Raw genomic sequence first — 20,187 nt, 5'->3', positions numbered from 1 at the left:
ACCACCACCTCGATCGTCCGAGGAGCCCCGTCAGCGGAGCTGGTTCTCCATGGCCGTGAGCCTCTGCTCCAGGGTGTCCAGCGGAGCCGACAGCTCCTCGTCCCGGCCCCCGGGCGCCGCGCCGGGCTTCGCGGGAGGCGGGCCGCCCGGCCGCCGGCCGCCGCCCGGGGGTCTGCCCTCCCGCGCCGGACGCGACCGCGGCGGGAAGTGCGCCGGCTCCGTGACCGGCTCCGGTGGCAGCGCCACCGACGGCTCGGCGCGGGCCGTGGTCAGCTCACCGGGGGCCAGCCCGCGCTGGTGCTTGCCGAGGGCCTTGAGCCGGGCCCGCTCCAGCCGGGCGTGCTCGCGCTCCTCCGCCCGCCGGCGAGCCTCGTCCCTGCTGTCCCGGCGCACCTCGTCGACCGCGTCGTCCAGTGTGCGAACGCCTTCGAGCAGCATCAGCGACCACGCCCGGAACGTCTCCCGCGGCGCCCGCAGCCAGCGGACGAACCGGATCTGCGGCAGCGGGCGCGGCACGAGCCCCTGCTCGCGCAGCGCCGCCCGGCGGGTCTGCTTCAGCGCCCGGTCGAAGAGCACCGCGGCCGACAGCGACATGCCCGCGAAGAACTGCGGCGCGCCCGCGTGGCCCGTACCGCGGGGCGCGTGCACCCAGTTGAACCAGGCCGCCGCGCCCGCGAACGTCCACACCAGCAGGCGGGAGCCGAGCGCCGCGTCGCCGTTGCTGGCCTCGCGCACGGCGATGACCGAGCAGAACATCGCGGCGCCGTCGAGCCCGAAGGGAACCAGGTACTCCCAGCCGTCGGACAGGCCCAGGTTCTGCCGGCCGAAACCGACCAGGCCGTGAAAGGAGAGTGCGGCGGCGACCGCGGCGCAGCAGAAGAGCAGGAGGTACGCGAGCGTGCCGTACATCGCCTCCCTGCGGCGGCGGCGCTGCTCGCCGGCCTCCCGGGAGTCCGCGGGCTCGTCGGCCCTCTGCCTGCCGCGCACCACGACGGCGACGGCCGCGAGCACGCCGAGCAGCAGCACGGCGGCCGGGAGCGCCCAGCTCAGCGGTATCCCGTTGAATTCCATGGCAGTCCCTTGCCTCGCCGGATGACGGGTGACTCGGGCACTGATACTCGCGGAAATCCCGTGTGTTTCCGGAGGAAACGAAAGCAGCCACTCAAAGGGGTGGCTTCCGTGCTAAGAGGTTGCGACGAGACGGGCGACGCGCTCCGTGTCGCAGGTGCGCGGGCAGGTGACGCAGGTGTCCTCGGGGCGCAGCGTGTAGTACATGCAGCAGCTCGCCCGGTCCCGGGTGGCCAGGGGCTGCCCCTCGGGACCGGTGAGGGTACGGAAGGACGCCCCGCCGGCGTACGGGGCCGTGGCCGCTCCCGTGCCCGGCAGGAGCAGCGCGGCCTCGGCCATCGCCCGCTCCTCCTCGCCCAGCAGGTTGCCCAGATACCACAGACCCTCGACGATCTCGTCCGTCGCCGTCCCCCACAGCGCCCGCGGCCCGCGGCGCATCCGCGGCCCGAACGCATCGAGCACCGGCTCCAGATGCCCGGCCACGGCCGACCGCACCTCGGCGCGCAGCGCCTCCTCGCCGGGGACGACGCGGGCGCCGGGCAGGCCGGCGGCGGGGTCGTCGGGCAGGCAGGCGAACGCGCCGCCCCGGACGGCGACGCGGGTGCGGCTGCCGTCGTCGTTGCAGTGCACCGCCACGGCGTCCAGCGGGACGCGGGGGACGCGGCGCAGCAGGAACCAGGGGAGGGTGACCAGCAGGCAGGCCGACCAGGCGTAGCGGTGCAGGCCGAAGCTGGCGACCACGTCGGGGCGGGCCTCCTGCCCGTACGTGCGGCGGACCTGCTCGGCGTCCCAGGCGAGGAAGTCGTCGAGCGCGGGGCCGCCGGCGGCGAGGTCGGCGGCGGCCACCCAGCCGGGGCCGGTGGGCAGCGGGTCCGCGGGGCCGAGTTCGGTGACGGCCAGGAAGGGCAGCACCTCGGTGAGCCGTGCGTACGCCGCGGTGACCGGGGTGCCGGTGTACCGGGCCGGCGGAGCGTCGGCGGTGTCCAGCGGCTGGGGCACTGCGGGTGCGGACATCGGTGCGGTGACCACCCTGGGCTCGGCGGGACGTGACGGTACCTCGACCCGTCGACGGGTTGAGGTAAGCCTAACCTTAACCCGATTGATCGGGGAACAGGCAAGGGGCGAGGGGTTACCGTGGGGCGCGAGCGTCGCCCGGCGGGCGTCACTCCGTCGTGGATCGGGAGAAACTGTGGAGCAGGCGCCGCACACGCCGGCGGCACCGGGCCGGGCCCGGGACCCGGCACGGGTGCGCAGGCAGTCCGTACGCGGCCAGGTGCTCGACGCGCTGCGCGCCGCGGTGCACGACGGTGAACTGCGGCCCGGCGAGGTGTACTCCGCGCCCGCGCTCGGCGAGCGGTTCGGTGTCTCGGCGACCCCGGTGCGCGAGGCCATGCAGCAACTTGCCGCGGAGGGTGCGGTGGAGATACTGCCGAACCGCGGCTTCCGGGTTCTCGCGCCCAGCGCGCGCGACCTGGCCGAGCTGGCGGAGGTGCGTGCGCTGCTCCTGGTGCCGCTGCTGCACCGGCTGGCGGCCGGGCTGCCGCCGGAGCGCTGGGTGGCGCTGAGCCGGCTGGTGACGGACGACGCGGAGTTCCACGAGGCGCTGGTGGCGCTCTCCGGCAACCGCCAGTTGGTGCGCGTCGCGGGCGAACTGCGGGACAGGGCGCGGCCCCCGGTGCCGCCGCAGGCGCGGCGGCAGGCGCTGGTCGACGCGCTTGCGTCGGGGGACACGGCGGCGGCCGAGACGGTGCTGCACGAGCTGCTGGACGCCCCGGAGCGGCCCTGAGGGGCGTACGGCCGCGGGCGCCGCGCCGTACGCCCGCTGCTCCTACACCTGCAGCCAGGCCAGCGAGGTCACCCGGTGGTCGTTGCCGCCGCCCTCGTGGCCGTTCCACCGGTAGACCTCGATGTCCTTCGGCCCGGCCCAGTGGTTGTACGAGGCGAAGACCGTCGACGGCGGGCACACCTCGTCCATCAGCGCGACCGAGTACAGAGCCGGGATCCGCGCCCTGGCCGCGAAGTTGAGCCCGTCGAAGTACGACAGTGTCCGGAACACCCGCTCGTCCGCGCCCCGCTGGGTCGCCAGGAACAGGACCAGCTCCTGGTACGGGTGCTTGTCGGTGAGGGTCACCGCCCGGCGGAAGTGGTTGAGGAACGGCACGTCGATCATCGCCGCCCGCACCGCCGGGTGCAGCCCTGCGACCGCGGTGGCGATCGCGCCGCCCTGGCTGCCGCCGCTGACCGCGATCCGCTCGCCGTCCACCGCCGGGTGCGCGGCGGCGGCGTCCACGGCGCGTACGGCGTCGGTGAAGACGCGGCGGTAGTAGTACTCCTCCGGGTCGAGCACGCCGCGCGTCATGAAGCCGGGCGTCTGCGCGTTGCCGGTGCCGTACGGGTCGGGGGTGGATCCGGCGTTGTCGCGGTGGGCGGCGCCCTGGCCGCGGGTGTCGACGACGAAGACCGCGCGGCCGGAGGCGGGCCAGAACAGGTGGTCGTGCGGCAGCCCGCGCCCGCCGCCGTAGCCGATGTAGTGCATGACGCACGGCACGGGCCCTCCGGCGCCGCGCGGCAGGACGAGCCAGGCGGAGATCCGGTGGCCGCCCCAGCCGGCGAACGACACGTCGTACACGTCGACGGCCGTCAGGCCCGTGGGGTACGGCCGGAACTCCGCCGCCGCGCCGCTCGCCGCGCCCTCGGCCTCGGCGAGGGTCCGGCTCCAGAAGTCATCGAAGTCGGCGGGCTCCTCGCGCTCGGGGCGGTAGTCGCGCAGCTCGGCCAGGGGCAGGTCGAACAGGGCCATCGGGATGCTCCAGTCGGTCGTGACGGCGGTGCGGATGCCGGGGGAGGGGACGCCGGGCAAGGGGTGGGGCGTGTACGGAACGCCGGTGTCCGAGCGTACGGAACGTCTCCGGAGGCGGGGCGCGTCCCCGTGCTCAGCGGGCCGGCGGCGGACCCGTGGACGCGCGCACCGTCAGCGTGGTCGCCAGCTCCACCTGCTCGGGCTGCGCCGCCCCGCCCTCCCCGTGCAGCCGGAGGAGCCGGAACGCCGTGGCCGCCATCGCCTCCAGCGGCTGGACGACGGTGGTCAGCGGCGGCGCCGCCCACGCGGCGACCGGGGTGTCGTCGAAGCCGGTGACGCTCACGTCCGCCGGCGCCCGCAGCCCCCGTTCGGCCAGCGCCTGGAGCACGCCGAACGCCTGCCCGTCGTTCGCCGCGACCATCGCCGTCGGCGGCTCGGGCAGGTCGAGCAGCGCCAGCGCCCCGGCGCGGCCGTCGGCCGCGAAGAAGTCGGCATGGTGGACCAGCGCCCCTTCGACCGGCAGCCCGGCCTCCAGCAGCGCGGCGCGGTAGCCGTCGAACCGGGCGCGGGCGGACCAGGTCGCCTGCGGCCCGGTGATCGTGGCGATGCGGCGATGGCCCAGCTCGATGAGGTGGCGGGTGGCGGCGAGGCCGCCCTGCCAGTTCGTGCAGCCCACGGAGCGGACGCCCGCACCCGGCTCGGCCGGCGGGTCGATGACGACCAGCGGGATGCGCTTGGCGGCCAGCTTCGCGCGGGTCTCGGGCGCCGGCACCTGGTGGACGAGCAGGACGCCGTCGCTGCCGCGCGCCATGATGCGCTCCAGGGTGTGCCGCAGGACGTCGGCGCTGTCGGGCACGCTGTCGATGACGATCCGGCAGTCGGCCTCCGCGCCGGCCTCGACCGCGCCGGTGACCAGCGCGTCCGCCCACGGGCTGTTGAGGCTGCCGATGACGAGGTCCACGACGCCGGCGCCGCGGGACGGCCGGTAGCCGTGGTCGGCGAGCAGCCGGGCGACCCGCTCACGGGTCGCGGGGGCCACGTCGGTGCGGGCGTGCAGGACCTTGGAGACGGTCGACACCGAGACGCCGGCGCGGGCGGCGATGTCGCTGAGGGTGGCTTGTTCGGGCGGCATGGATGGTGTCCTTTTCGAAAACTTCGGCCAGCCTGGCTGTCGACATCCGACCCTGTCAAGAGTGTTGACGGGGATCGGCATGGCTTCTAGCGTCATCCGGCGAGCGAAAAATTGTCGAAAAGACGGAGGAGACCATGAGCCCGTCCCTGGGCGTGCAGCTCTACACCGTTCGCGACGAGATCGCCGCCGACCGCCCCGGCACGTTCGCCGCGCTGGCCGGCTTCGGCTATCGCGAGGTCGAGTGCCACGACGTGCTGACCGACCCCGAAGCGCTGCGGGCGGACCTCGACGCGGCGGGCCTCGCGGCCGGCTCCGTCCACGCACACGTGCTGGCCGGGCCCGAGCAGGCCGAGGCCGCGTTCAAGGGCGCACGCACGGTCGGCGCCGACACCGTCTTCGTGCCGTATCTGCCGCCGGAGCGGTTCGCCGACGCCGACGGGGTGCGCGCCGTCGCCGGCGAACTGGCCGAGGCCGCGAAGGGCGCCGCCGGACACGGCCTCGCGCTCGGCTACCACAACCACGAGTTCGAGCTGGCCCAGCACGTCGGCGGCGCTCCCGCGCTGGAGGTGCTGGCCGACCTGCTCGCCGGACTCGACGCCCCGGTGCAGTTCGAGGTGGACACCTACTGGGCGGCGGTCGGCGGCCAGGACGTGCCCGCGCTGCTCGGCCGCCTCGGCGACCGTGTCACGCACCTGCACATCAAGGACGGGCCCGTCACCAAGGACGACCCGATGACCGCGGTCGGCGCCGGCCGGATGCCCGTCGAGGCGGTGCTCGCCGCCGGTGCGCACGCCCGCCGGCACATCGTCGAACTCGACCGCTGCGCCACCGACATGCTCACCGCCGTCCGCGAGAGCCACGACTGGCTGGAAGGGAAGCGCCGATGACCTCCGGGGAGCCCCTCGGCGTCGCCGTGGTCGGCTGCGGCACGATCAGCGACCAGTACCTGACGAACCTCACCGCCTTTCCCGACCTGCGCGTGCTGTTCTGCGCGGACCTCGACACCGGGCGCGCCGCCGCGCAGGCCGCCGCCTACGGCGTACCGGCGCACGGCACCACCGAGGACGCCCTGGCCCACCCCGGCGTCGACCTGGTCGTCAACCTCACCGTCCCCGCCGCCCACCACGAGGTGGCCACCGCGGTGATAGACGCCGGCAAGCACGTGTGGAACGAAAAGCCGCTGACCCTCGACCCCGCCTCGGGCGCCGAACTGGTCGCCCGCGCCGCCGGGGCCGGTGTACGCCTCGGCTGCGCCCCGGACACGTTCCTCGGCGCCGGGCTGCAGACGGCGCGCCGGCTGGTCGACGAGGGGGCGATAGGCACGCCGCTGAGCGGCCTCGCGCTGATGCAGACCCCCGGCCCGGAGTCGTGGCACCCCAGCCCCGAGTTCTACTTCCGCCGCGGCGGCGGGCCGCTGTTCGACATGGGCCCGTACTACCTGACGTGTCTGGCGACGCTCTTCGGCCCGGCCGAGCGGGTCGCGGCGGTGGCCCGCCGGGGGCGCGACAAGCGGGTGATCGGCTCCGGCCCGAAGGCCGGAACCGAGTTCCCGGTCGAGGTGCCCACGCATGTCGCGGCGCTCGTCGACTACGCCTCCGGCCAGACCGCGTCGCTGGTGGTCAGCTTCGACTCCCCGCTGAACCGGCAGGGCTTCGTGGAGATCACCGGCACCGAGGCCACCCTCGCGCTGCCCGACCCCAACCACTTCGACGGCACCCTGCGGCTGCGCCCGACGGGTTCGGCGGAGTGGACGGAGATCGAGGCGGTCGGCGCGACCGCCGGGCGCGGCATGGGCGCGCTCGACATGGCCCGTGCGCTGGCCGCAGGCGAGCCGCACCGTGCCTCCGGCGAGCTGGCGCAGCACGTGCTGGAGACCATGGCGGCGGTCGAGCGGTCCGCGCGCGACGGGGCATTCGTCTCCGTCGGGGGCCCCGGGTTCGCCGTGCCGGCGGCGCTGCCGGCCGACTGGGATCCGGGCGTACGGATGCGTTGACGTCCCACCGGGGCGCGGGCACACTCCGGAACCATGGCAGAGAAAGCGCTTTCTAGACGTGGTTTGCTCGCTGCGGGCGGCGCGGGTCTCGCGCTGCCCGCCCTGGGCCCGGGGGCGTACGCCGCCGCGGGCCGCGGTCCCGCCCGGGCCGACCTGGTGGTCTACGGCGGCACCTCCGCCGGCCTGATCGCCGCCGTGCAGATGCGCCGGATGGGCGGCACCGCCGTGGTGCTGGAGCCCACCCGGCACCTCGGCGGCCTCACCACCAGCGGCCTCGGAGCCACCGACACCGGCAACACCTCCGCCATCGGCGGCCTGGCGCTGGAGTTCTACCGCCGGGTGTACGCCAAGTACCACGGCACGCCCGTCACCGACGACTCCCCGGCCCGCTACACCTTCGAACCGCACGTCGCCTCCGAGGTCTTCGCCGACCTGCTCGCCGAGCACGACGTGCCCGTGGTCACGGACGCCCGGCTGCGCTCCGTCGACCGCCGCGGCGGTCGCATCCGCGCGCTCGTCACCGACGACGGCCGGGCGTACGCGGGCGGGGTGTTCCTGGACGCGACCTACGAAGGCGACCTGATGGCGCGCGCCGGGGTCGACTTCACCACCGGACGCGAGGGCAACGCCGCGTACGACGAAACGCTCAACGGCGTCCAGCACCGCGACAAGCACCAGTTCGTCCACCCCGTCGACCCCTACGTCACCCCCGGCAGCCCCGCCAGCGGCCTGCTGCCCGGCGTCTCGGCCGGCGAGCTCGCGCCGGACGGCACCGCCGACGACGCGATCCAGGCGTACTGCTTCCGCATGTGCCTGACCCAGGCCGAGGACCGCATCCCCTTCCCGAAGCCGTCCGGCTACGACCCGATGCGCTACGAACTGCTCCTGCGCTACGTCCAGGCCGGCTGGCGCGGCCCGTTCTACACCACCCACCAGATGGGCGGTGGCAAGACCGATTCCAACAACAACGGCGCGTTCTCCACCGACAACATCGGCTTCAACCACGGCTACCCGACCGGCACCCACGCCGAGCGCGCCCGCATCCACGCGGAACACGTCGACTACCAGCAGGGCCTGATGTGGTTCCTGGCCAACGACCCGCGGCTGCCGGAGTCCGTGCGCGCCCAGACGGCCGCGTGGGGCCTGCCGCGCGACGAGTTCACCGGCTCCGGCGGCTGGCCGCCGCTGCTGTACATCCGCGAGGCGCGCCGCATGGTCTCCGCATACGTCATGACCGAGCACGACTGCCGCGGCACGGTGAGCGCCACCGACTCCGTCGGGCTCGCCTCGTACACGATGGACTCGCACAACTGCCGCCGCCTCGTCGTGGACGGCGTCGCGCGCAACGAGGGCGACGTGCAGGTCGGGGTGCGGGCGCCGTACGGCATCAGCTACCGCTCGCTGACGCCGAAGCGCTCGCAGTGCACCAACCTGCTGGTGCCGGTCGCGCTCTCCGCCTCGCACATCGCCTACGGGTCGATCCGGATGGAACCGGTCTTCATGATCCTCGCGCAGTCCGCGGCGACCGCCGCGCGCATGGCGCTCGACCGCGGCGGCGTGGTGCAGGAGGTGCCCGTCGCCGCGCTGCAGGCGCGGCTGCGCGCAGACGGGCAGTTGCTGCAGTGGCCGCCGACCGAGCCGGGCGAGATCGTCGTCGACAACGTCTCCGCCACCGGCGTCACCTCCGCGGGCACCTGGCTGAGCAGCACCTCGATCTCGAACTACTACGGCTCGGACTACGTGCACGACGACAACACCGGCAAGGGCACGGCCTGGATGCGCTTCCGGCCGGAGCTGCCGGACGCCGGCGAGTGGGACGTCGCGGTGTGGTGGACCGCCGACGCCAACCGGGCGTCCAACGTGCCGGTGGACGTGGAGCACGCCGGGGGGAGCCGGACGTACACCGTCGACCAGCGCTCGGGCGGCGGGCAGTGGGTGGTGCTGGGGCGGCACACGTTCGCGGCGGGGACGGCGGCGGGCGTGCGGATACGCAACGACGCCACCGACGGCTACGTGGTCGCGGACGCCGTGCGCTTCACACCCGGCGGCTAGGAGCGGCTCCCGGCGGGCGGTGATCCGCGGGCGCGGCCGTCCCCGGGGAGCCGCGCCCGGACCCGGTGCCGTTCCCGCCCGGGGCGGCCTCCGCGACCGCGGTCCGGTGCGCGTCCCGGCGAGGTGATGCCCGCGTGCCCGCGGCCGTCCTGCTTTCTCAGCGGGACCAGGCCGGCGCCCATGTCCCGGCGACGTCCTCGGGCGCGTGCCGCGCGCGGCGGGCGGCGAGATGGTCGCGCAGCAGGGTGAGCGCGGGGTGGGTGTTGCCGGCGTGCCAGTGCAGCAGATGCGGGTAGACCGGGGTCGGGTCGAGCAGCGGGATGCGGCACAGGTCGTGGTCGACGGGCCAGACCAGCGGCGTCCGTTCGCTGAGGAAGGTCCCCACCGTGGCGGACTCGGCGATCGTGTCCAGCAGGCTCTCGACGCCGAAGTCGGGGCCGACCGCGTCGATCTCGACGCCGAAGCGGGCGGCCAGCTCGTCGTAGTACGCGGCCCACTCGGTGCCCGGCGCGTTGCCCGGCATCCAGATCCGGCGCCCGGCGAGCTGGGCGGGGGTGACGGAGCGGGCGCCGGCGAACTCGTGCGCGGGTCCGATGACGAGTTGCAGCGGCTCGTAGAGCACGGGCTCGGTGACGACGTCCTCGGGCAGCCGGCGGCCGGGCGGGGGCAGGGCGCGGAACGTCGCGTCGATCTCGCCGTCGCACACGGCGGCCACCGCCGGGGCGCCGCCGTAGATGGTGACGACGTCCAGCTCGACCTCGGGGTGCGCGCGATGGAAGTCGCGCAGCAGCCCGGCCGTGGCGACGCGCCGCCCGACCACGTCGATGCGCAGTGCCCGGCTCCCCGGCATGACGGAGGCCGCGGCGCGCTCCGCGGCCCGGAGCAGGGCGCGGGCGTGGGGCAGGAACGCCTGGCCGTCGATGGTGAGCTTCGCCCCGCGCGCGGTACGGGTGAACAGCCGCACCCCGAGGCTCTTCTCCAGCCCGGCGATGCGCTTGGAGACGGCCTGCTGGGTGAGCATCAGCTCGGCCGCCGCCTCCCGGAACTGGCCGGTGTCGGCGGCGGCGACGAAGGTGCGTACGGCATCGAGGTCCACGGCCGGCAACCCTAGACGCTGCGGGACCCGGCCCCCCGCTCCGCCCCCGGGTCCCGCCTCAGGTCCCGCCGCCGTCCTCGTCCGCGTACGCGTGCAGCCCCGGCGTCCGCGGCGGCACCGCCGTGGACTGGACGATCGACGTCGTCGTCTGGCCGTGCAGCAGGAAACGGTCGAGCACCTCCTCGAAGGTGTCGAGGTCCGTCGCGTGCACCTTGAGCAGGAAGCAGTCCTCGCCGGTGATCCGGTGGCACTCGCTGACCTGCGGCAGGCTCCGCGCCAGCGCGGCGATTCGCGGCAACTGCCCCGGTCCCGGCCGCACCCGGACGAACGCCGCCACGGGGTAGCCCAGGGCGGCCGGGTCGATGTCGAGACGGTAGCCGCGGATCACCCCGGACTCCTCCAGCCGCCGCACCCGCTCCCGGGCGGTGGGCACGGAGACGCCCGTGCGCCGGGCCAGCCCGGCCATCGAGAGCCGGGGGTCGGCGTCGAGTTCGGTGAGGATCGAGCGGTCCAGTGCATCCATCGATTCACTTTCGCACGGATGCGGCCCGTTTCGTAGTTCGAAGCGAAAAGCGATCGGCACTTCGGCTTTCCGGTTCGTCATGGCCCGCGGAGGCGGGCGTTGCGACGATTTCTCCGTGGCCGACTCCCTGTCCCGCAGCCCCGCCGGCGCCTCCGCCGGCCGACTCGCCCTGGCCGCCGAGCGTGTGCCGCCGCCGGCGTTCCTCGTCTCCTCCGCGGTCTTCCACTACCTCGGTCCGGCGTGCGCCGTCCTGCTCTTCGCCCGCGTCGACGTCCTCGGCGTCGCCTGGCTGCGGATCGCCTCCGCGGCGCTGGTCTTCGCCCTGTGGCGACGGCCGTGGCGCGACTGGCGGGCCGCGACGCCCCGCCGGCGGCGGCTGCTGGTGGCGATGGGCGCCGTGCTCGCCACCATGAACTGCACGTTCTATCTCGCCCTGGAGCGGTTGCCGCTGGGGACGGTCGGGGCGGTGGAGTTCCTGGGGCCCGTGGCGCTGGCCGCGGCGGGGGTACGGACCCGGCGGAACCTCGCCGCGCTGGCGCTGGTGCTCGCCGGTGTCGCGCTGCTGACCGACGTGCATCTGGTCGCGGAGCCGCTCGGTCTCGCGCTGGCGTTCGGCAACTGCGCGCTGTTCGTGCTCTACGTCGTCCTCGGCCACCGGCTCGCGGCGGACGGCGGCGTGTCCGGCGTGGCCGGGCTCGGGGTCGCGATGCTGGTGGCAGCGGTGGCCGCGGCGCCCGTCGGGGTCAAGGACGCGGCGGCGGTCGTGACATCGCCGGTGCTGCTGGCGGCGGCGTTCGGGGTGGGGGTGTGCTCGTCGGTGATCCCGTACGTGTGCGACCAGCTCGCCATGGCGCGGGTGCCGCGGGCGACCTTCGCACTGATGCTGTCGCTGCTGCCGGCGACCGCCGCGCTGATGGGCGTGGCCGTCCTCGGTCAGGTGCCGGGCGCCGCCGAGGCGGCGGGCATCGCGCTGGTCGTCGCGGGCGTCGCCCTGCACCGTGAGCGGGCCGCGGCGGCGGGCGCGTAGCCACCCGTACAGGCGGCGGAAGACGGCCGGAAAACGACTGTTCTCCGAACTGCGAACCTGCCCCTGCCGCTCAGCCCTCCGCCGCGGGAACCCGCCGTGGCTCCTCGCCCAACTGCTCCGCCAGCCACGTCGGCACCCCGTCCAGCAGCCGCACCAGCCGCGTCGCCTCCGCCCGCAGCCGGCCCGCCTCGGGCTCCGGCTCGACGTCGGCCAGCGCCATCAGCGCCGGCGCCGTCCCGATCAGATAGCCCACTTCCTCGCGCAGCCGCAGCGACTCGCGGAAGCCGTGCCGCGCCTCCGCGAGGTCACCGGCGTCGTGTGCGAGCGAGGCCAGATGGCGCCAGGTGAACGACGTCAGCAGCAGGTCGCCCTGCTCCAGCGCGCCCGCGTGGGCACGGCGGAAGGCCGCCAGCGCCGCGGTCGCGTTCTTCGTCAGATGCTGGGCGACGAGACCGCGCCGGAAGTCCAGCATCGGCCGGTGCGGCGACGTCGGCGCCAGCAGGGCGGCGGCCCGGCCGAGCGCCGCCCGGGCCTCGTCGGAGCGGTCGCGCTCCTGGAACAGGGTGGAGGCGTACGCGAGATAGCCCCGCTCGCACGCTGTGACGCCGCGGTTCTCCCCGTCCGTCGACACCGCCTCCGCATTGCGCACCGCGTCCTCGGCACGTTCCCAGCCGGCCGCCGTGAACATGCACTGCTCGACGAGGAGCACCGCGCGCCGCCACGCCGCCTCGGCGTCGGTCCTGGCGGCGTCGTCGAGAAGCGCCGCGGCGTCGTTCCAGCAGCCGCGCGAGCGCAGCCGCCAGATCGCCCGCTCCAGCGGATCCTCCGACATCACCGATTCCGGCCGTGCCATGGCGGTATCCGCCACTTTTGCCTCCCCAACGCGCCGTCGAGCCAAGGAACAACGCAGCCCACTGTGAGTCGCATCTCAGCACGAAGTCTGCCCTGGGCCAAGGGCTCGCGTGAACGACTTCACAAGATCTTGGCCAACCGATTGCCCGAGGCAGGGCCGTGACGGCGCACGCACACGTCTTCGATTTACCTCGATGGGGGGCGGCTGCCGCCGTCGGGTTCAGCGCATGCGCAGCGCGAGGAAGAAGTCCAGCTTGTCCTCCAGCCGCGCCAGGTCGCGGCCGGTGAGCTGCTCGATCCGGCCCACCCGGTAGCGCAGGGTGTTGACGTGCAGGTGGAGGCGGGCCGCGCAGCGGGTCCAGGAGCCGTCGCAGGCGAGGAACGCCTCCAGTGTCTCCACCAGTCCGGCCCGGTGGCGGGTGTCGTAGGCGCGCAGCGGGTCCAGCAGCCGGGCGGTGAACGCGCGGCGTACGTCGTCGGGGACGAAGGGCAGCAGCAGCACGTGCGAGGCCAGCTCCTCGTGGCCCGCGGCGCACACGCTGCCCGGCCGGGCGGCGGCGACCCGGCGCGCGTGCCGGGCCTCCTCCAGGGCGCCGCGCAGCCCTTCCGAGGAGTCCACAGCGGCGCTGACGCCGAGCGTGAGGCGGCCGTCGTCGCCGAGTCCGCGGGCCAGCGGCTCCCGTACGGCCGCCAGCAGCGCCGCGGCACGCAGCCCGCCGTCGTCCGCGGCCGTCCCCCGGCCGTCCTCGCGCGCGCGGCCGGGCCCGGCGTTCTCGGCGGCGCCCTTGCGGGGGCGTACGGCCGCGGTGCCAAGGTCCGCACCTCCGGCCTCCGGTGCACCGTCCGCCCCCGTGCGCGCCGTGAGCGCCGGCAGCGGGAGCAGCGCCACCGCCTCGTCGCCGGTGTGCGCGACCGCGATCCGGCCGGCCGGGTCCCGGTCCCCGCCCGCGAGCAGTTCCTCCAGCATCGCCTGCGCCACCGGCCCGCCTGCGATCCCCGGCCGCCCGGGCGGGACCTCCCACTCGACCCGCGCCACCACCACCTGCCACCGCGGCGCCGCCCCGGCCCCCGGCAGCAGCACCGGCGCCGCCACCCGCAGCCGCGCGGCGATCTCCCCGGGCTGCGCTCCGGCCTGCACCAGCTCCAGCACCTCCTGCGCCAGCCGCCGCCGCACCGACCGTGCGGCGTCCCGCCGTTCCCGCTCGACGGCGATCAACTGCGCGACGCCGTGCACCAGATCCAGCCGCTCCGGCGGCCACTCCCCGGCGTCCGCCTCCACGGCCAGCAGCCAGTCGGACAGCACGGTCTCGCGCAGGTCCCGCCCGCCGCCGACGGGGAACAGCGAGTACGTCACGGCTCCCCCCGTCGCCGGCAGCGTGACCCGGTGCGGCCCCGGCCTGCCGCCGCGCAGCGCCCCGAGGTGCTCGCCCGCCAGATGAGCCCGCACCTGCGCGGGCAGCCGGCCCCCGGCCGCGCCGGAGGCGGTGCCGGCGATCTGCCGGCCGGTGGGGGAGAGCACCCAGGCGCGCAGGTCAAGATCGGAGCCGAGGAGGTCGAGCACGACGTCGGGGCCGCTGCCCGCGGGCCCGGACGCCATCAGCCTGCGGTGCCGCTCCACCACGGCCGCCAGATCGCCGGCCCGCTCACCGGAGACCTGCCGTACGACGTGCTCGGTGAGGGTGGCGAACGCGACGTCCTCGTCCACCGCGAACAGCGGCAGCCGGTGCCGTGCGCACGCGCGCACCAGGTCCTCCGGCACCCCCGCCCCCGCCAGCTCCGCCTCGCCCGCAGCGAGCCCGGCGACGCCGGCCGCGGCCAGGATCCGTACGAAGGGCTCCGAGTCCTGCGGGCCGTGCCGCCACGCGAGCCCGGTGAGCACCAGCTCACCGCCCGACAGATAGCGGCTCGGGTCCGTCAGGTCGGTGGTCATCACGCCCCGCACCGGGCGGTCCAGCTCGTCCTCGCCGCCGAGCAGCGTGAGGCCCAGCGCCTCGGAATCCAGGAGTGCCCGCAACCTCATGAGCGTTCCCTTGCTGTCGGTTCGTGCGTCGGTGCGTCCGCCCCTGCGCGGAGGACGCCGGGCGGTCGTCGTGGGGAGTCCCGCAGGGGAAGGATGCCCCGCACTTCGTCGGAATCTACAAGAAGCGGGTTCTGGCCTGCCCCTTGCTTCATGTTTTCCGTGACTGCACCCGGACGGCGGCGTTTCTGTGTACTTGGGCCAGGTTCCGTCAACAGCTCAAGAACGCACCCGCACGTTCGAGGGAAGGCCGAGAGGACCCATGGAATTCCTGCGCCCCGCCGGCTGGGCGGAAGCGCTCGCCGCCAAGGCCGAGCATCCCACGGCCGTACCCATCGCGGGCGGCACGGATCTCATGGTCGAGATCAACTTCGACCACCGCCGCCCGGAGTACCTGCTCGACCTCAACCGCATCGCGGAGCTGCGGGAGTGGGAGACGGCCGACGGGAGCGTGCGGCTGGGAGCCTCCGTGCCGTACACGCGCATCATGGCGGAGCTGGGCGGGGCGCTGCCGGGTCTGGCGCGGGCGGCACACACCGTGGCGTCCCCGCAGATCCGCAACCGCGGCGGCGTCGGCGGCAACCTCGGCACCGCCTCCCCGGCGGGCGACGCGCACCCGGCGCTGCTGGCCGCGGGCGCGGAGGTCGAGGTGGAGTCCGTACGGGGCAGCAGGCGGATCCCCGTCGAGGAGTTCTTCACCGGCGTCAAGCGCAACGCGCTCGCGCCCGACGAGCTGATCAAGTGGGTGCACATCAAGAAGGCCACCGGACCCCAGGAGTTCTCCAAGGTCGGCACCCGCAACGCGATGGTCATCGCCGTGTGCGCGTTCGGCATCGCGCTGCACCCCGACACCCGCACCGTGCGCACCGGAATCGGCTCGGCCGCGCCCACGCCCGTGCGCGCCACCGCCGCCGAGGAGTTCCTGAATGCGGCGCTGGCCGAGGGCGGCCACTGGGACAGCGGCCGGACCCTGCCGCCCGCCCTCGCCCGGCAGTTCGCCGAGCTGGCGGCCGGTGCCTGCAACCCCATCGACGACGTGCGCGGCAGCGCGGGCTACCGCCGCCACGCGGTCGGCGTGATGGCGCGCCGCACGCTCGGCTGGACCTGGGAGTCGTACCGCCGGGGCACGGCAGGACCCACCTCGGGGAAAGGAGCCGCGTGATGCGGGTGACGTTCACCGTCAACGGCCGCGAAGAGCAGGCCGACGACGTCTGGGAGGGCGAGAGCCTGCTCTATGTGCTGCGCGAGCGGATGGGCCTGCCGGGCTCGAAGAACGCCTGCGAGCAGGGCGAGTGCGGCTCCTGCACGGTACGTCTGGACGGCGTGCCGGTCTGCGCCTGCCTGGTCGCCGCCGGGCAGGCCGAGGGCCGCGAGGTCGTCACGGTGGAGGGCCTGGCCGAGGACGGCCTGTCCACGGTCCAGCAGGCGTTCGTGGACGCCGGCGCCGTGCAGTGCGGCTTCTGCACCCCGGGTCTGCTGGTCGCCGCGGACGACCTGCTCCAGCGCTGCCCCTGGCCGGCGGCGCCGTCGGACGCCGACATCCGCGAGGCCCTGTCCGGCAACCTGTGCCGCTGCACGGGCTACGAGAAGATCCTCGACGCGGTCCGGCTCGCCGCCGCCCGCCGGGGCGAGGGGGCCTGATGTCCGACGTCACCCGTCTCCCGGCCGCCCTCGGCCGGGGCTCCGGGACCGCCGGAGGCATCGGCGAGTCCGAGCTGCGCCCGGACGGCACGCTGAAGGTCACCGGGGAGTTCGCCTACTCCTCCGACCTGTGGCACGAAGACATGATCTGGGGCCACACGCTGCGCTCCCCGCACGCGCATGCCGAGATCGTCTCGGTCGACACCTCCGCCGCCCTCGCCCAGGCCGGGGTCTACGCCGTGCTCACCCACGACGACCTGCCCGCCGCGCAGAAGAACTACGGCCTGGAGATCGCCGACACCCCCGCGCTCGCCGCCGGCCGGGTGCGCCACCACGGCGAGCCGGTCGCGCTGGTCGCGGCCGACCACCCCGAGACCGCCCGCCGGGCCGCGGCGAAGATCCGCGTCGAGTGGCGGGAGCTGCCGCTCGTCACCGACGAGGAGTCGGCGCTCGCCCCCGGCGCGCCGGTGCTCCACCCCGATCGCGCCGACGCCCACGCGCGGCACGTACCGCACCCCAACGTCGTCCACCGCCAGCCGATCGTCCGCGGTGACGTCGCCGCCGCGGCCCGCCGGGCCGACCACATCGTCACCGGCGAGTACGAGTTCGGCATGCAGGACCAGGCGTTCCTGGGCCCGGAGTCCGGCCTCGCGGTGCCCGCGGACGACGGCGGCGTCGACCTGTACGTCGCCACCCAGTGGCTGCACGCCGACCGGCGGCAGATCGCGCCCGTGCTCGGGCTGCCGGAGGAGAAGGTGCGCATGACGCTCTCCGGCGTGGGCGGCGCCTTCGGAGGGCGCGAGGATCTGTCGATGCAGATCCACGCCTGCCTGCTGGCGCTGCGCACCGGCAGGCCGGTGAAGATGGTCTACGACCGCTTCGAGTCCTTCTTCGGCCACGTGCACCGCCACCCCGCCAGGATCCGCTACGAGCACGGCGTCACCGCGGACGGCCGGATCACCCACGCCCGCTGCCGCATCGTCCTCGACGGCGGCGCGTACGCCTCGTCCACCCCGGCCGTCGTCGGCAACGCCGCGTCGCTGTCCGTGGGCCCGTACGTCGTCGAGGACGTCGAGATCGAGGCGATCGGTCTCTACACCAACAACCCGCCCTGCGGGGCGATGCGCGGCTTCGGCGCGGTCCAGGCATGCTTCGCGTACGAGGCGCAGATGGACCGGCTCGCGGCGGCCGTCGGCATGGACCCGGTGGCGTTCCGGCAGGTGAACGCCATGTCGCAGGGCTCGCGGCTGCCCACCGGGCAGCAGGTCGACTCCCCCGCCCCGGTGGCGGAGATCCTGCGCCGCGTGCAGGCACGGCCGCTGCCGCCGGAGCGGCAGTGGGAGAGCGCCGGTGCCGGCACGGACGTGCGGGCGCTGCCGGGCGGGCTGTCCAACACCACGCACGGCGAGGGCGTCGTACGCGGCGTCGGCTACGCGGTCGGCATCAAGAACGTCGGCTTCTCCGAGGGCTTCGACGACTTCTCCACCGCCCGGGTGCGGCTGGAGACCGTCGCCGGGGAGCCGGTGGTCACCGTGCACACCGCGGCGGCGGAGGTCGGCCAGGGCGGCGTCACCGTACAGGCACAGATCGCCCGCACCGAACTGGGCGTCGCCCAGGTGGTCATCGCCCCGGCCGACACCCGGGTCGGCTCCGCCGGCTCGACCTCGGCCTCCCGGCAGACCTACATGACCGGCGGCGCGGTACGGAACGCCTGCCGGGCCGTGCGCGAGCAGGTCCTCACCCTCGGCCGGCGCAAGCTCGGCACGCACCATCCCGCGTGGGGGACGGCCGAACTGCTGCTGGAGGGCGGCAAGGTCGTCACGGACGGTGGTGAGGTCCTCGCCGATCTGGCCGAGGTGCTCGACGGCGAGCAGCCCGTCGACGTCGAACTGCCCTTCCGGCACCGGCCCACCGAGCCCTTCGACATCGAGACGGGGCAGGGCTTCGGGCACGTGCAGTACTCCTTCGCCGCGCACCGCGCGGTCGTCGAGGTCGACACCGAACTCGGCCTGGTCAAGGTCGTCGAGCTGGCCTGCGCCCAGGACGTCGGCAAGGCGCTCAACCCGCTGTCCGTCGTCGGGCAGATCCAGGGCGGCACCACCCAGGGCCTGGGCATGGCGGTGATGGAGGAGATCGTGATCGACCCGGTGACGGCGCGGGTGCGCAACCCCTCGTTCACCGACTATCTGATCCCGACGATCCTCGACACCCCGGCCATCCCCGTCGACGTGCTCGAACTGGCCGATCCGCACGCCCCGTACGGCCTGCGGGGCGTGGGCGAGGCGTCGACGCTCTCGGCGACCCCGGCGGTGCTCGCCGCCATCCGCCAGGCCACCGGCCTGGCCCTGACCAAGGCTCCGGTACGGCCGGAACACCTCACCGATTCATGGCGATGGCCTGCACCTGATGCTCAACCCGCTGACCCCGGGCGGCGAGGACGCGGCGGGCCACCTACGTGACCCGTCCGGTCCGATCACCGCCACGGCGCTGGCCGCCGCGGCCACCACGCTGTCGTCGTCGGCGCCATGAGGACGGCGAACGCCCGGCACGTGGACTGGGCGGACCGGGGCGTGGCCGTGCCGGTCCTCCTCACGGTCGTGCTGATGCCGTTCGCGTACTCCCTCACGGCGGACGTCGCCGCCGGCGTCGTCTCGTACACGGCGATCGGGGCCGCGCAGGAGAAGTGGCGTGAACCGGGTCCCTTCCCGTGGGTTCTGACCGCCGTCTTCATCGTCTTCTTCGCGCTTCACCCGATCGAGCAGCGGAGGGGTGTCAAATAGGACCAGCGGCCTTGGGAGGAGCTGATCAGCATGCTGGACATCGCTGCCGACCTCGTCCGGTGGTGCGCGGAGGACCGACCCTTCGCCGTCGCCACCGTCGTGGGCACCAGCGGCTCCGCGCCGCGCGGCCCGGGCGCCGCGCTGGCGGTGGACGCCGAGGGCACGGCGGTCGGCAGCGTGTCTGGCGGGTGCGTCGAGGGCGCGGTGTACGAGCTGTGCCGGGAGGTCGTCGAGACCGGTGAGGTGGTGCTGGAGAGGTTCGGCTACTCCGACGAGGACGCCTTCGCGGTGGGCCTCACCTGCGGCGGCGAGATCGACATCCTCGTCACGCCGGTCCCGGCCGGAGGCGTGCTCCGTGCCGCGCTGACCGCCGCCGCCGACGGCGGGACGGCGGCGGTCGCCCGGGTGGTCCGGGGCCCGGACGCGCTGCTCGGCCAGGCGCTGCTGGTGCGCCCCGACGGCACGTACGAGGGCCGCTTCGCGGGCCCGCTGCCGGACCTGCCCGACTGGGACGGCGCCGCGCTGGAGCGCACCGCCGCCGCCGAGGCCACCGCCCTGCTCGACGCCGGGCGTACGGACACGGTGGAGGTCGGCGCCGAGGGCGCGCGCTGTGGGGAGCCGGTGACGCTGCTGGTGGAGGTGAGCGTGCCGGCGCCGCGGATGGTGGTCTTCGGCGCGATCGACTTCGCCCACGCGCTCGTGCGCATGGGCAAGTTCCTCGGCTACCACGTCACCCTCTGCGACGCCCGCCCGGTCTTCGCCACCGCCCGCCGGTTCCCGGAGGCGGACGAGGTGGCGGTGCGCTGGCCGCACGAATACCTGGCCGACGCGCTGGCCGCGGGGGAGCTGGACGGGCGCACGGTGCTCTGCGTGCTCACGCACGACGCCAAGTTCGACGTCCCGCTGCTGACGGCCGCGCTGCGGCTGCCCGTGGCCTACGTCGGCGCGATGGGTTCGCGCCGTACGCACCTGGACCGCAAGCGGCGGTTGCGCGAGGCGGGCGTGACCGACCTCGAACTCGCCCGGCTGCGCTCGCCGATCGGCCTCGACCTCGGCGCCCGCTCCCCGGAAGAGGTCGCGGTCTCCATCGCCGGCGAGATCGTCGCGGCCCGCCGGGGCGGCACGGGGGTGCCGCTGACGGGGGCGCACACGCCGATCCACCCGGAGCCACGGGCGCCGGGTCGGATGGGGGACGTGGCCTGAACC

General features: G+C 74.8%; 17 protein-coding genes and 1 pseudogene. 10 read left to right on the top strand and 8 right to left on the bottom strand.

The genetic code is table 11. The annotated features are described in order from the left end of the window. Positions 1 to 30 precede the first annotated feature (30 nt). On the bottom strand, positions 31 to 1,071 hold the full coding sequence (locus tag I003_RS0104655) for a DUF2637 domain-containing protein (RefSeq protein WP_027770444.1): 1,041 nt from the start codon (positions 1,069 to 1,071) through the stop codon (positions 31 to 33). Positions 1,072 to 1,182: 111 nt separating this feature from the next. Beyond that, positions 1,183 to 2,082, bottom strand: coding sequence for a (2Fe-2S)-binding protein (locus tag I003_RS0104650; RefSeq protein WP_027770443.1), 900 nt, complete (start codon positions 2,080 to 2,082; stop codon positions 1,183 to 1,185). 175 nt (positions 2,083 to 2,257) lie between these two features. Here I003_RS0104650 and I003_RS0104645 point away from each other — a divergent pair, with 175 nt between their 5' ends. Beyond that, on the top strand, positions 2,258 to 2,854 hold the full coding sequence (locus I003_RS0104645; protein ID WP_027770442.1) for a GntR family transcriptional regulator: 597 nt from the start codon (positions 2,258 to 2,260) through the stop codon (positions 2,852 to 2,854). 42 nt (positions 2,855 to 2,896) lie between these two features. On the opposite strand, the gene I003_RS0104640 is transcribed toward I003_RS0104645, so the two are convergent. Together I003_RS0104640 and I003_RS0104635 are read right to left on the bottom strand one after the other, a co-directional pair. Then, positions 2,897 to 3,868, bottom strand: a complete 972-nt coding sequence (locus I003_RS0104640; protein ID WP_027770441.1) for an acetylxylan esterase — start codon at positions 3,866 to 3,868, stop codon at positions 2,897 to 2,899. 133 nt (positions 3,869 to 4,001) lie between these two features. Beyond that, complete coding sequence (locus I003_RS0104635) at positions 4,002 to 5,000, bottom strand: LacI family DNA-binding transcriptional regulator (protein WP_027770440.1); 999 nt, start codon at positions 4,998 to 5,000, stop codon at positions 4,002 to 4,004. A gap of 134 nt (positions 5,001 to 5,134) precedes the next feature. Between I003_RS0104635 and I003_RS0104630 the strand changes: the two genes are divergently transcribed. The 3 genes from I003_RS0104630 to I003_RS0104620 all read left to right on the top strand — a co-directional run bounded on the left by I003_RS0104630 (position 5,135) and on the right by I003_RS0104620 (position 9,045). Continuing rightward, positions 5,135 to 5,887 carry a TIM barrel protein gene (locus tag I003_RS0104630; RefSeq protein ID WP_027770439.1) on the top strand — a complete coding sequence of 251 codons (753 nt, stop codon included), beginning with the start codon at positions 5,135 to 5,137 and terminating at the stop codon, positions 5,885 to 5,887. Next, a complete protein-coding gene (locus I003_RS0104625) occupies positions 5,884 to 6,993 on the top strand; it encodes a Gfo/Idh/MocA family protein (RefSeq protein WP_027770438.1) in 1,110 nt (369 codons plus the stop codon). Before I003_RS0104630 ends, I003_RS0104625 begins: the two co-directional genes overlap by 4 nt. Positions 6,994 to 7,056: 63 nt before the next feature. Then, a complete protein-coding gene (locus I003_RS0104620) occupies positions 7,057 to 9,045 on the top strand; it encodes an FAD-dependent oxidoreductase (protein WP_027770437.1) in 1,989 nt (662 codons plus the stop codon). A 157-nt stretch (positions 9,046 to 9,202) separates the two neighbouring features. Here I003_RS0104620 and I003_RS0104610 read toward each other — a convergent pair whose 3' ends face one another. Both I003_RS0104610 and I003_RS31460 read right to left on the bottom strand, forming a co-directional pair. After that, positions 9,203 to 10,141 carry a LysR family transcriptional regulator gene (locus I003_RS0104610; RefSeq protein ID WP_027770435.1) on the bottom strand — a complete coding sequence of 313 codons (939 nt, stop codon included), beginning with the start codon at positions 10,139 to 10,141 and terminating at the stop codon, positions 9,203 to 9,205. A 58-nt stretch (positions 10,142 to 10,199) separates the two neighbouring features. Then, on the bottom strand, positions 10,200 to 10,664 hold the full coding sequence (locus I003_RS31460; RefSeq protein WP_051368085.1) for an Lrp/AsnC family transcriptional regulator: 465 nt from the start codon (positions 10,662 to 10,664) through the stop codon (positions 10,200 to 10,202). A 115-nt stretch (positions 10,665 to 10,779) separates the two neighbouring features. Between I003_RS31460 and I003_RS0104600 the strand changes: the two genes are divergently transcribed. Then, positions 10,780 to 11,691, top strand: coding sequence for an EamA family transporter (locus tag I003_RS0104600; RefSeq protein WP_027770434.1), 912 nt, complete (start codon positions 10,780 to 10,782; stop codon positions 11,689 to 11,691). A 70-nt stretch (positions 11,692 to 11,761) separates the two neighbouring features. Here the strand turns inward: I003_RS0104600 and I003_RS0104595 are convergent, their stop codons facing one another. Next, complete coding sequence (locus I003_RS0104595; protein WP_027770433.1) at positions 11,762 to 12,544, bottom strand: hypothetical protein; 783 nt, start codon at positions 12,542 to 12,544, stop codon at positions 11,762 to 11,764. A gap of 219 nt (positions 12,545 to 12,763) precedes the next feature. Further along, positions 12,764 to 14,563, bottom strand: coding sequence for a PucR family transcriptional regulator (locus tag I003_RS0104590; RefSeq protein ID WP_027770432.1), 1,800 nt, complete (start codon positions 14,561 to 14,563; stop codon positions 12,764 to 12,766). A gap of 259 nt (positions 14,564 to 14,822) precedes the next feature. On the opposite strand from I003_RS0104590, the gene I003_RS0104585 reads away from it, so the two are divergent. From I003_RS0104585 to I003_RS0104565, 5 genes and pseudogenes are all read left to right on the top strand, one after another. Then, positions 14,823 to 15,722 carry an FAD binding domain-containing protein gene (locus tag I003_RS0104585; RefSeq protein WP_027770431.1) on the top strand — a complete coding sequence of 300 codons (900 nt, stop codon included), beginning with the start codon at positions 14,823 to 14,825 and terminating at the stop codon, positions 15,720 to 15,722. Then, complete coding sequence (locus I003_RS0104580; RefSeq protein ID WP_027770430.1) at positions 15,722 to 16,201, top strand: (2Fe-2S)-binding protein; 480 nt, start codon at positions 15,722 to 15,724, stop codon at positions 16,199 to 16,201. Before I003_RS0104585 ends, I003_RS0104580 begins: the two co-directional genes overlap by 1 nt. Continuing rightward, entirely contained in the window at positions 16,201 to 18,660 is a 2,460-nt protein-coding gene (pucD, locus tag I003_RS31455) for a xanthine dehydrogenase subunit D (protein ID WP_486584085.1), read from the top strand. The genes I003_RS0104580 and pucD overlap by 1 nt, the downstream gene beginning before the upstream one ends. Before the next feature lie 51 nt (positions 18,661 to 18,711). After that, positions 18,712 to 18,981, top strand: a pseudogene (locus I003_RS0104570) (NCS2 family permease); the annotation flags it as partial. A gap of 30 nt (positions 18,982 to 19,011) precedes the next feature. Continuing rightward, positions 19,012 to 20,184, top strand: a complete 1,173-nt coding sequence (locus tag I003_RS0104565) for an XdhC/CoxI family protein (protein WP_027770428.1) — start codon at positions 19,012 to 19,014, stop codon at positions 20,182 to 20,184. Positions 20,185 to 20,187: the final 3 nt, after the last annotated feature.

The sequence above is a fragment of the Streptomyces sp. CNQ329 genome (genome assembly GCF_000482585.1).
The sequence above is the reverse complement of the archived record's forward strand: the minus strand, read 5'-3'. Positions and strand labels throughout refer to the sequence as shown.